Source organism: Pseudomonas sp. Bout1 (assembly GCF_034314165.1).
GTDB lineage: Bacteria > Pseudomonadota > Gammaproteobacteria > Pseudomonadales > Pseudomonadaceae > Aquipseudomonas.
The window spans coordinates 2,034,275-2,046,284 of sequence record NZ_JAVIWK010000001.1; the positions used below are offsets into that span (position 1 = coordinate 2,034,275).

9 protein-coding genes and 1 pseudogene are annotated in these 12,010 nt (G+C 60.2%); 5 read left to right on the forward strand and 5 right to left on the reverse strand.

Going from position 1 to position 12,010, the window contains the following annotated elements; all coding sequences use genetic code 11:
• Positions 1–367 precede the first annotated feature (367 nt).
• On the forward strand, positions 368–1,561 hold the full coding sequence (fabV, locus tag RGV33_RS09265; RefSeq protein WP_322144007.1) for an enoyl-ACP reductase FabV: 1,194 nt from the start codon (positions 368–370) through the stop codon (positions 1,559–1,561).
• Between the two features lie 66 nt (positions 1,562–1,627).
• Here fabV and RGV33_RS09270 read toward each other — a convergent pair whose 3' ends face one another.
• Positions 1,628–2,860, reverse strand: a complete 1,233-nt coding sequence (locus RGV33_RS09270; protein WP_322144008.1) for an anthrax toxin-like adenylyl cyclase domain-containing protein — start codon at positions 2,858–2,860, stop codon at positions 1,628–1,630.
• Between the two features lie 196 nt (positions 2,861–3,056).
• Here RGV33_RS09270 and RGV33_RS09275 point away from each other — a divergent pair, with 196 nt between their 5' ends.
• Positions 3,057–3,680 carry an HAD family phosphatase gene (locus RGV33_RS09275; RefSeq protein ID WP_322144009.1) on the forward strand — a complete coding sequence of 208 codons (624 nt, stop codon included), beginning with the start codon at positions 3,057–3,059 and terminating at the stop codon, positions 3,678–3,680.
• Here the strand turns inward: RGV33_RS09275 and RGV33_RS09280 are convergent.
• A complete protein-coding gene (locus RGV33_RS09280; protein ID WP_322144010.1) occupies positions 3,677–4,582 on the reverse strand; it encodes a LysR family transcriptional regulator in 906 nt (301 codons plus the stop codon). The genes RGV33_RS09275 and RGV33_RS09280 overlap by 4 nt on opposite strands.
• Positions 4,583–4,685: 103 nt before the next feature.
• Between RGV33_RS09280 and RGV33_RS09285 the strand changes: the two genes are divergently transcribed.
• Complete coding sequence (locus tag RGV33_RS09285; protein WP_322144011.1) at positions 4,686–5,855, forward strand: aspartate aminotransferase family protein; 1,170 nt, start codon at positions 4,686–4,688, stop codon at positions 5,853–5,855.
• 109 nt (positions 5,856–5,964) lie between these two features.
• On the opposite strand, the pseudogene punR reads toward RGV33_RS09285, so the two are convergent.
• Positions 5,965–6,890: pseudogene (punR, locus tag RGV33_RS09290) on the reverse strand (DNA-binding transcriptional activator PunR).
• 122 nt (positions 6,891–7,012) lie between these two features.
• Between punR and punC the strand changes: the two are divergent.
• Entirely contained in the window at positions 7,013–8,197 is a 1,185-nt protein-coding gene (punC, locus tag RGV33_RS09295) for a purine nucleoside transporter PunC (RefSeq protein WP_322144012.1), read from the forward strand.
• Between the two features lie 141 nt (positions 8,198–8,338).
• Here the strand turns inward: punC and RGV33_RS09300 are convergent, their stop codons facing one another.
• The gene (locus RGV33_RS09300; RefSeq protein WP_322144013.1) at positions 8,339–9,172 is read right to left on the reverse strand and encodes a nucleoside-binding protein; all 834 of its coding nucleotides are present in this window, start codon (positions 9,170–9,172) and stop codon (positions 8,339–8,341) included.
• A 144-nt stretch (positions 9,173–9,316) separates the two neighbouring features.
• A complete protein-coding gene (locus RGV33_RS09305) occupies positions 9,317–10,267 on the reverse strand; it encodes a LysR family transcriptional regulator (RefSeq protein WP_322144014.1) in 951 nt (316 codons plus the stop codon).
• A 171-nt stretch (positions 10,268–10,438) separates the two neighbouring features.
• Between RGV33_RS09305 and RGV33_RS09310 the strand changes: the two genes are divergently transcribed.
• Positions 10,439–11,950: a nucleobase:cation symporter-2 family protein gene (locus RGV33_RS09310; protein WP_322144015.1), complete on the forward strand. Its 1,512-nt coding sequence runs from the start codon at positions 10,439–10,441 to the stop codon at positions 11,948–11,950.
• The last annotated feature ends 60 nt before the right edge of the window (positions 11,951–12,010 follow it).

Below are 12,010 nucleotides of genomic sequence, written 5' to 3' on the forward strand. Positions count from 1 at the left end.
GCGGCTTTCGATTGCTTCAAAACCGTCCGCGATGGACTCGCAGGCCAAGGCAAAGGCGTCAGTCAACCCGTGGGCCATCATGCCTGAGCTGAAACATATCGAAATGATTCGGTCATGATAGGGTGTTATCGCGTGCACGTGGCGTTTTAAATGCGGGAAATGTGTGAAGCCACTACACAGATTTTTACCGTTGTCCCCTTAAAATGCCGCGCTGATAGCCGGATCCGGCGTGTTGCGGATAGCATTTTGTGAACAGAAGATTTGCGACTATCGTGACGCTTCGGTTTTCCGGGCGTCATAGACCGGTACGATTGACGCTGTAATGGCCACCATTGGCCTTCGGCACCTTGGAAGAGGCAGAAATTTTATGATCATCAAACCGCGGGTTCGTGGCTTTATCTGTGTGACCGCTCACCCGGTTGGCTGTGAAGCGAATGTCAAAGAGCAGATCGACTACGTGACCGAACACGGTGCCATTGAAGGCGGCCCGAAAAAGGTGCTGGTCCTCGGGGCTTCCACCGGCTACGGCCTTGCCGCGCGCATCAGCGCTGCCTTTGGCTGCGGTGCCGACACCCTGGGCGTGTTTTTTGAGAAAGAAGGCGAAGAAGGCAAACTGAGCTCTGCCGGCTGGTACAACAGCGCCGCCTTCGAGAAGTTTGCACTGGAAAAAGGCCTGTACGCCAAGAGCATCAATGGCGATGCGTTCTCCGATGAGATCAAGCGCCTGACCATCGAAACCATCAAGAAAGACCTGGGCAAGATCGACCTGGTGGTCTACAGCCTGGCCGCGCCGCGCCGTACCGACCCGCAAGGCGTGGTGCACACCTCCACGCTCAAGCCGATCGGCAAGGCCGTAACCCTGCGCGGCATCAACACCGACAAGGGCGTCGTGGTCGACACTACCCTTGAGCCGGCCACCCAGGAAGAAATCGACGGCACCGTGAAAGTCATGGGCGGCGAAGACTGGCAGCTGTGGATCGACGCCCTGCGTGACGCCGATGTATTGGCCGAAGGCGCCAAGACCACCGCGTTCACCTACCTCGGCGAGAAGCTGACCCAGGACATCTACTGGAACGGTTCCATTGGCGAGGCCAAGAAAGACCTGGACAAAAAAGTCCTGACCCTGCGCGAGAACCTGGCTGCACTGAAGGGCGACGCCCGTGTGTCGGTACTCAAGGCCGTGGTAACCCAGGCCAGCTCGGCGATCCCGATCATGCCGCTGTACCTGTCGCTGCTGTTTAAAGTGATGAAAGAGCAGGGCACCCACGAAGGTTGCATCGAGCAGGTCTACGGCCTGTTCAAGGACAGCCTGTATGGCAAAGAGCCCAAGCTCGACGCCGATGGCCGCCTGCGTGCCGACCTCAAGGAACTTGAGCCGAAGGTTCAGGACGCGGTCGCGGCGCTGTGGAATCAGGTCTCTGACGACAACGTCAACGAGATCAGCGATTTTGCCGGCTACAAGGCGGAGTTCCTGCGCCTGTTCGGTTTTGAGATTGACGGCGTGGACTACGACGCTGACGTCAACCCGACCGTGAAGATCAAGGGCCTGGTTCAGGCTTAAGCGAAGTGAGCAGGCCGCGACCTTGAAGAGGTGTTATCAAGGCCGTGGCCGGGTTACTTCACAACCTCAGGCGGTCCGGGATGAAGAGAGGCGCGCTTGTGCCTCGCTGAACGCGGGCCGCCTGACGTTTACCACCTCTTTTTCCCACAGTGGGTTCAAGGGCATGTGGTAACCACTGTCTTTGGCTGTTCGGATCAGTTCTGCCATTTCCTTGCCGTCGCTGATGATGGAGACTTCGTCGAACCGTCCGAGTTTGGCAGGCAGGAAAAAGGTCACTGGATAGTTGGCAGCAACATCTGTTGCCGGGCTTCCTGAATCAGCATTGTGGTGAACTACCCACTCTCCGCTCCCCACCAGCGCCTCATTGATCGCCGGGATCATGTTTGCTATTCGCGACGTGGCATTGCCGATGTTGCTGTCTTCCTTTTGATAAAAACGACCGGCGCTTTCATAGTCTTCGCGCAGTTCATGTGGCGCCTCGTATTGATTGGGATCTGCACTGCGCTGTTTGTAGCCATCAATCCGTTCTTTAAACACACTGTGGGCGATATCCGGCACGGGCAGTTTGTCTTGCGGGCCCAAGTCACTTAGGTGAGGGCCGATCAAGTACAAGTCATAGTCAGCCGTCAGGGCCTTGCCACCTTCGGTTTTTGCCAGCACTTCGACAGGCTTGCCTTGGTGCGTGATTTGAAAGTTGTTATCTAAAGGGGATTGGCGCTTGCCTTCGAATGCATACATTTGATGGCTTGGCCCTTGTGCACTGAAACGTATGACGCCGTGTGGGGTCTCGGCTTGGAGCTGATCAATTTTACCGAGCTTCAGCAGGTCGTTAAGGCGGTTGCTCGACACCGTCAACGGAACTGAAACCGCAGAGCCATCCTGGATGCTGCCGGTGGTTTGCTCGTTGGCCTTGGCGATTTTCTGCGGATTGTTTTCGGCAAACTTCTCCAGTTTACTGAGCGCCTGGTCCACGCAGATAAGGCCGGCCTGCGGCCCCCAGTCGGCACTTTTGCCTTTGATATGAAAGTCCTTGGTGGGATGCCCTGCCTCAATCAGCCCGGTTGCCACTGGCTCGACGGCACGTACCCCGATGATGGTATTGTGCTCGGCGGCCAGGCGCTGGAAAGGTGCAAGATGGCCTGACGCAATTCCGGTCTGGCCCTTGACCCGTTCGATCGCCGACTCCACGGACGGCTTTTCCAGCGGGACCGATCCGCCATTCTGTTCAATTTGGCGACTTTCCATCATTGCTCTACTGGCGTTTGATGGAGAAATAAGGGAAGTATTAATAGTGTTCATGGGTTACCTCCAACTTCATTGCGATGTGTCGTAAGTTTTGTGGAGTTCCCTTCCGGACAAATGTGTGAGCGATTGCACCGTCGACGCTAAGCAACCCGTCTAGTCCGGTCTGTCGGACATATCTGAAGTGGTTCGAGACGTAGTTATGCAGTCCATTTATCCCGCATCTGCAGGTGTTTGAAACGGAGATGTCCTTATGACGATTCGCGCAGTAGTCTTTGATTTCGGCGGTGTCCTGTTCGACTGGAACCCGCACCATCTGTACCGCCAGTTGATTGCCGACGACCATGAACGCCAGCAGTTCCTGGACACGGTCTGCACCCAGGCCTGGAACACCGAGCAGGACGCCGGGCGCAGCCTGGCCGAGGCGACCCGCACCCTGATTGCCGAACACCCGCAGCACGAGCCCTTGATCCAGGCGTACTACGACCGCTGGCACGAGATGCTGCGGGGCGCGTTGCCCGAGGGCGTGGCGATCCTCGAAGCCCTGCATGAAGTGAAGATGCCGCTGTTCGGCCTCACCAACTGGTCTGCCGAAACCTTTCCGTATGCTCGGGCCAATTACCCGTTCCTGCAGTATTTTCGCGACATCGTGGTATCCGGCGAAATCAAACTGATCAAGCCTGATGCGGCGATCTACCACGCCAGCCTGGCGCAGGTGCGCGCCCATCTGCCGGATATTCAGCCGGGCGAAGTGGTGTTTATTGATGACGTGGCCAGCAATGTCGAGGCGGCCATTGCCCTGGGTTGGCAGGGGGTCCACCACGTCTCGGCGGCACATACCCGCGAACGTCTGCAAGCACTGGGGGTAAGCCTCTAGCGCGCCCAGTTCTGCATGACGAAATCCACGAACGCCCGCAGCTTGGGCAGGCGATAGCGGTCTTGGGCGTACAGCAAGTGCATAGGCCGGCTGGGCAGTTGGTAGTCCGTCAGCAGTGCCACCAGTTTCCCGGCCCGCAGGTCGGGCTCTACCAGTGCATCCGGCAGCATCACGATACCCATGCCTTCCAGGGCAGCCTGGCGCAAGGCCTGCGAGCTGTTGATGGTCAATGAGCCGGCAACCGGAATTTCCACCTCGCCCTCTGCGCCGCGCATTCGCCAGAGTTTGTCGGCATTGCGCCAATCGTCGGTTGCGGGGTAAGCGAATGCCAGGCAGTCATGCTGCTGCAGATCGTCGGGCAATTGAGGCGTGCCCCGGCGCGCCAGGTAACTGGGGGACGCGCAGAGGGTGATGGTGTAATCCTGCATGGGCCGGGCAATCAGGCTGGGAGCGTCCAGTTCGCCCAGGCGGATGGCCACGTCGAAGCCGCTGTCGACCATGTCCATCCGCTGGTTGCTCAGTACCACGTACAGTTTGATCTGTGGATAGCGCTGGGAAAACTCGCTGAGTGCCGGAGCCAGGCGCTCGGTGCCAAAGGCCGGTGGTGCGGTGATCCGCAGCAGGCCCTTGGGCACGTCGCTGTTGGCTTGCTCGGCCATCTGCTCGGAGTCGGCCACCAGCCCCAGCACTTCCAGGCAGCGCTGGTAATAAATCCCGCCAAACTCGGTCAGGCTTTGCTTGCGCGTAGTGCGCTTGAGCAGGCTGACTCCCAGGCGCTGCTCCAGTGCGCGCAGGTGATTGCCGACCATGGTGGTAGACATGCCGCACGACTGAGCCGCGGCCGTCATGCTGCCGGCTTCCACCACTTTCACGTACACCGTCATCGCCTGGAACAGATCCATTGTAAAGCCCTGATTTAAAGTGATCGCAGTGTTGTGCAGTTTATCCAGCTCGGGTGGCTAACGATACTGGTGCCATCACAACGATGCACTGGAGCCTGACGCCATGACCGCCGCCTGCCTGATGACCACTTATCAACCCTCGCCCCTGAGCTTTACCCGTGGCCTTGGCACGCGCCTGTGGGACCAGCAGGGCCGCGAATACCTGGACGCCGTGGCGGGCGTGGCGGTGACCAACGTCGGTCACTCCCACCCACGGCTGGTGGCGGCGATCAGCGAACAGGCCGGTTTGCTGCTGCACACCTCAAACCTCTACAGCATCGACTGGCAGCAACGTCTGGCCCAGCGCCTGGCCCAGCTTTCCGGCCTGGACCAGGCGTTTTTCAACAACTCCGGGGCCGAGGCCAACGAGACGGCACTTAAGCTGGCCCGGCTGCATGGCTGGAAAAAGGGCATCGAACAGCCGCTGGTGGTGGTGATGGAAAATGCCTTTCATGGGCGCACCCTGGGCACCCTGTCGGCCAGCGACGGGCCGTCGGTGCGGCTGGGGTTTCAAAAGTTACCCGGGGATTTTATCAAGGTCGGCTTCGGTGACATGGCTGCGCTGGAGGCGGTGACCCAGGAATTCGGCCCGCGCATTGTCGCGGTGCTGCTGGAACCGATCCAGGGCGAAAGCGGCGTGCAAGTCGCGCCGCCGGGGTATCTGAAGGCCTTGCGCGAGCACTGCACCCGGCAAGGCTGGCTGTTGATGCTCGATGAAATCCAGACCGGGATCGGCCGCACGGGTCGCTGGTTTGCCTTTCAGCATGAGGGCATCGTGCCCGACGTGATGACGCTGGCCAAAGGCCTGGGCAATGGGGTGCCGATCGGCGCGTGCCTGGCCCGAACTGCCGTTGCGCAACTGTTTACTCCCGGCAGCCACGGCAGCACTTTTGGCGGCAACCCGCTGGCCTGTCGCGTGGGCTGTACGGTGTTGGAGATCATTGAAGAACAAGGCTTGCTGGACAACGCGGCGCAACAGGGCGAGCGCTTGCTGGCGCGCCTGCGGGTGGAGTTGAGCGAGCATCCACAGGTGCTGGCGATTCGTGGGCAGGGGCTGATGATCGGAATCGAGCTGGCGACGCCTCACCGCGACCTGGCCCAGCGTGCGGCCCACGAGCATGGCCTGCTGATCAACGTCACGCGGGGCAAGATCATTCGCCTGCTGCCGCCGCTGACCCTCGATGCCAAGGAAGTGGAGATGATCGTGCGGGCGCTGTGCCGCCTACTGGACTAGATCTCCCCATCCCCCGTAGTAGCAGCTGTCGAGCGCCAGCGAGGCTGCGTCGGCCGCACCTCGGTCTCGGGCCAGACTCGATGACGGTGGCGCTGGCGACGCAGCCTCGCTAAAGCTCGACAGCGGCTACGGGGCCGTTCAGCCATTCCTGGTTCAGGGTCTCGGTATCCCCCAGATAGTCGAGCAGCCAGGCCATGGCGGGCGACAGTTTATTTTGCGCCCAGGCCACGCACGATGGGCTGGCGGGGAAGGGCCGGGACAGTTGCAGGGCGCTCAACTCGCCGCGCTCGATCCACGGCTGCACCAGGTGCGCCGGTGCCATGCCGACGCACAGGCCATCGCGCAGGCAATCAATCGCCGAAGCCCAGTGCGGCACCACCAACCGGCGCTGGTTATCCAGGGTCCATGTGTCGCGCTTGGGCAGGTTGCGCGAGGTGTCGGTCATGCACAGGGAGGCAAAGGGCCTTAGTTGATCATCGTTGAGCAGGCCCTCTACCGCTGCCAGCGGGTGGCGGCTGCTGACCACGCACAACCAGTTCAACAGGCCCATGTCGCGAAAGGTAAATTGACTGGCCACCGGCACCGCGCTGGTGGCGCCGATCACGATGTCGGTCCGCTCGTCGGCCAGGGCATCCCACACACCGTTGTACACCTCGTAATCGAGCAGCAATTCCACCTCCGGGAACTGCCGGTAAAAATCCAGCACCAGTTGCCGGCAGCGCTGCTGTTTAACGATGGAATCCACCGCGACTTTCAACTGGCCGCTCCAACCATTGGCCACCTGCTGGCACAGCCGGCGAGTGCCAAGCATTTTTTCATGACGCTGCGGGTTTCGTCGACGAACAATTTACCGGCGGGTGTCAGCTCCACGTCTCGGTGACGTCGGACAAACAGCGGTACCGCCAACCACTCCTCGATTTGGCGCACGGTGTAGCTGATGGCCGATGGCACGCGGTGCAGTTCCTGGGCGGCGGCGCTGAAGCTGCCGTGGCGGGCCACCGCATCCACGACATCGAGGGAATATTCAGACCACATGGGCGTTGCCTTCAAAAAAATTGATAAGAGAGTCCAATTATTATCGCTTCACAGGGAAGCACTCAGCTTCATAATAGGCGCCAGTCAGCAAATAGTTTGATGGCAGGTTATACAAGGCTTCAATGAAAAATTCTTTTGGATTCACGTGGTACCTGGCGGGGTTGAGCATGCTCGGCTATCTGGCCATGGATATGTACTTGCCGGCGTTTGGCGCCATGGGCGAGCAATTGCAGATTTCTCCCGGCGCGGTGGGCGCGAGCCTGAGCATTTTCCTCGCCGGCTTCGCCGTGGGGCAGTTGTTGTGGGGGCCGCTTTCCGACCGGCTGGGGCGCAAGCCGATCCTGCTCACCGGCCTCTCTTTGTTTGTACTCGGTTGCCTGGGTATGTTCTGGGTCGAGACCGCACCGCAGCTGCTGGCCTTGCGTTTTGTGCAGGCGATTGGCGTGTGTTCCGCCGCCGTCAGCTGGCAGGCGCTGGTAATTGACCGCTACCCGGCAGACAAGGCGCATCGGGTTTTTGCCGGAATCATGCCGCTGATGTCGCTGTCACCGGCCCTCGCGCCACTGCTGGGGGCGTTGATGTTGAATCACTGGGGCTGGCAGGCGATTTTCGGCGTGTTATTGGTGGTGGCGCTGTTGCTACTGTTGCCGACATTGTTTCTCAAACCGCTGCCGAAACGCCTGACAACCGATGCAGAACCTTCCCGTCTCGGCTATGGGCAATTGCTTAAGTCGCGGGTGTTCACCGGCAACGTGATGATCTTTGCCGCGTGCTCGGCCAGTTTCTTCGCCTGGCTCACCGCCTCGCCGTTCATCCTCGGCGGCATGGGCTACAGCCCCAACGACATCGGCTTGAGCTACGTATTGCCGACGCTGTCGTTCCTGATCGGTGGCTACAGTTGCCGCAGCGCGTTGCAGCGGTTTCAGGGCAAGACCTTGTTGCCATGGCTGCTGCTGGCGTATTGCATCAGCATGGTGGCGCTGTATCTGGTTGCGACCATGACCGTGCCGACGCTCACCACCTTGCTGATTCCATTCTGCCTGATGGCGCTGGTCAACGGCGCCAGCTACCCGATCGTGGTGGCGAATGCGCTGATGCCGTTTGCGGAAAATTCCGGCAAAGCGGCGGCCTTGCAGAACACCTTGCAATTGGGCCTGTGCTTTCTCGCGAGCTTGGTCGTGTCGTCGATGATCGACCAGCCGCTGCTGATCACTGCGATCGTGATGCTGGCGACCGCGCCATTGGCCGTGTTGGGCTACTGGCTGGCGCGGCCGAAGGGTAGTGACTCGGAACTTGCACCTGCTTGATCTGATAATGCCGTCAAAGTGTAGGAGCTGGCTTGCCTGCGATGAGGGCGGCATATCCGACATCATTATTGGCTGACCCACCGCTATCGCAGGCAAGCCAGCTCCCACAGTTGATCGGGTTCCTTGAGCAAGCATGGGGGACTAGAACGTCACTTCCATGTTCACCGTCGGCGTGGAGGTGCGGCTACCCCGGCCACCGTCCACGCCGAACTTGTTATGCCAGTACTCGTAGCCCACGCCCAGATACAGGTTAGGCTTGACGCTCTTGCCTGGGCGCACCGCCACCATCAGCGCGGTGCGCATCAGGGTTTCCGGCGCGGTATCGCGGCCATGGAAGTCCTCGCCCTTTTCCCCGACGTGGTTGATAAACCCCTGGAACTTGGCCCCATGGCTGCCGATCTCGAAAGGCCGCATCCAGGTCAGGTTGACCATGTAGGTATCGTCGAAGGTGTGGTCGGGTTCTTTCGCACCAGGGATGCCTGAATGGTTCCGTTCCTTGTAGTACATCAAGCTCAGGTCCAGTACGCCCACGGTGTTGAACTTCAAGGTCGGGCCAATCACCAGCGCACGCTTTTTCGCCGACGCCAGGTTGTTGTTGCGGTTGGCGTCAAAGCCGAAGGTGAGGGCGTAATCCTTGATCACGCCGGTGCCCAGCGGCACATCGAACACCCGTGAGGCGTACAGCTGATGCCGGTACACGGCATACACTTCGCTGCCACCGTGGTCGGTGCCCTTGCGCGGGTCGCGGCTGTCGGACAGGAACACATCGAGGTTCAGGTAATTGCTGCCGTACTGGTAACCGCTGGCGTGGGTGAAGCTGTAGATGCGCTTGCTGAAGTCGTCCGGGTTGTTCGGATTGGTGAACTGTTGCCCGTAGCGAAATCCTACGCTGTTGTTCATCCATTCCAGCGCGACAGCCTCCCCGCCGCCGAAGAGAGTGAGTAGAACGGTTGCGCCGTGCAGTGCCTTTTTCATTGTTTTAATTCCTTTGGCGTTTTGGCTCATGGCAACCGTGCAAGGGTCGCCGGGCGCAGTATCCGCACATCCGTTGTGGGTTCCAAAGAACAGAATCTCGCCTGGGCCGATGCCGAAACGGCAGCACTGAAGCTGGCCCGTGAGTCAGGAAATACGCGGTGTCCAGGGTGTTTCCTGATGTTCGCGCAGGCTGATTTCTTCACTGAGCAAATGGGCCATGGCTTGCACCGCCATCGGCAAGTCGCGGTCTTTGCGGGCGTACAAGCCGAGGTCGCTGAAGATCCCGCCCTGGTCGCTGAGCGGGATATGCAGCAGTTCGCCGCGGGCTAAATCCGCTTCAACGCCGATACGCGTCTGGAACGCGATGCCCAGTTGCTGGCGCGCCAATTGCCGGGCCAGTTCCATGGAGTTGCTGTGCAGCAGTGGCTTGTTCGCCGCCGCGGACCGCTTGTGCAGCGGCGCAATCAGGTGATGAACCGACAATTCACTCTTGGCCTGGATCACCCCGTGTTCGCAACAACGCGCGTAACTCACGCTGGCCTCGCCGGCCAATGGATGCCCCGGCGCCATCAGCGCGCCCAGGCGGAAATGGCCGACACACACCTGGATGGTTTCGCTGCTGCGCGGTAAGGCAAAGGCCAGCCCCAGGTCAGCCTGGCCATTCACCACAGCACCAGGAATCGACTGCGAACCCTGCACCGTGACGCCAATCGTCACCTTCGGATAGCGCTCACGCATGCGCTTGAGGGCGGCGGGCAGCAGTTCCACGGTGGCACCTTCCACCGTGGCGATTTCCACATGGCCGGTCTGCACGCCGTTCAAGCCATCCAGTTCGCCGCGCACGCGTTCCACATCCTGCAACAGGAAGCTCACATGGCGGGTCAGGATTTCCCCGGCCGCAGTCAGGCGCAACCCGCCGGGCAAGCGCTCGAACAGTGCCGCGCCGACTTCATCTTCCAGCTTGAGAATCTGCCGGTTCACCGCTGAAGAGGCCACGTTCAGGCGGCGCGCAGCTTCGCGGATCGAATGGCAGCGGCGAACCATGTCGAAGTAGTAAATCGCCGGAGCGTGAATGCGCAGCTTGCGATTGAGCATTTTTTTCAAGTCCTTGTGCGCAGCGCTCTAAGCCACGGGGCACGGCGGCTGAATGGATTTTTGTAACGGCGTTCATGGTTGTTTTGTGAAAGTGATTGTATACAACTCTATGGACATCCAATCTTTCTATTGCATACAGTGAGTGCACAACAAAAACAGAGAACCCCCACCATGACTATCCCGAAGGCGTCACCGCAGCGGCCAGAAGATGAGAATCTCGGCGTCGCGGCCAACATGGCTTACGGCCTGCAGCATGTACTGACCATGTACGGCGGCATCGTGGCTGTGCCGTTGATCGTCGGCCAGGCGGCCGGGTTGTCGCCGGCCGATATTGGCCTGCTGATCGCCGCCTCGCTGTTTGCCGGTGGCCTGGCCACGCTGTTGCAAACCCTGGGCTTGCCGTTCTTCGGCTGCCAGTTACCGCTGGTGCAAGGGGTGTCCTTTGCCGGGGTGGCGACGATGGTGGCGATTGTTGGCAGCGACGGCGCGGGCGGTATTCCGGCGATTCTCGGTGCGGTGATGGCCGCCTCCCTGATCGGCTTGTTGATCACCCCGGTATTCTCTCGAATAACCAAATTCTTCCCGCCGCTGGTCACCGGCATTGTGATCACCACCATCGGGCTGACCTTGATGCCGGTCGCCGCACGTTGGGCCATGGGCGGCAACAGCCGCGCCGCGGATTTCGGCAGCATGCCGAACATCGGCCTGGCGGCGCTGACCCTGGCGCTGGTGTTGCTGTTGAGCAAGATCGGCAGTGCGACTATCTCGCGGCTGTCGATTTTGCTGGCGATGGTGATCGGTACGGTGATCGCGGTGTTCCTTGGCATGGCTGATTTCTCCAGCGTGACCCAGGGCCCGATGTTCGGCTTCCCTGCGCCCTTCCATTTCGGCATGCCCACCTTCCACCTGGCAGCGATCATTTCCATGTGCATCGTGGTGATGGTGACGCTGGTGGAAACCTCGGCGGATATTCTCGCGGTGGGTGAAATCATCGACACCAAGGTCGACTCCAAACGCCTCGGCAATGGCCTGCGCGCCGACATGCTGTCGAGCATGTTTGCGCCAATTTTTGGCTCGTTCACCCAGAGTGCCTTCGCCCAGAACGTCGGTCTGGTGGCGGTAACCGGGGTCAAGAGTCGCTATGTGGTCGCCACCGGCGGGGTATTCCTGGTGATCCTCGGCCTGCTGCCGTTCATGGGCCGGGTGATTGCGGCGGTGCCGACTTCAGTGTTGGGCGGTGCCGGGATCGTGCTGTTCGGCACTGTGGCTGCCAGTGGTATCCGTACCTTGTCCAAGGTCGATTACCGCAACAACATGAACCTGATCATCGTCGCCACTTCCATCGGGTTTGGCATGATCCCGATTGCGGCACCGAGTTTCTATGACCACTTCCCAAGCTGGTTCGCGACCATTTTCCATTCGGGCATCAGTTCGTCGGCGATCATGGCCATCCTGCTGAACCTGGCGTTCAACCACTTCACCACCGGCAACTCGGACCAGCAGTCGGTGTTTGTCGCCGGGACCGAGCGCAGCTTGTGCTTCCAGGATGTAGCGGCGTTGCGGGATGGGGATTACTTCAGCGGCGGCAAGTTGTTTGATGCCGAGGGCAAGGAGATTCCATTGCTGGCTGATGTGCCGAAGAAAGCGGCGGTGCCGGGCAGGGCGCAGACCAGCGAGGTCTGAAGGAGCAGACGATCTTTGCGTAGCAGCTGTCGAGCCTTGGCGAGGCTGCGTCGGCGGTGT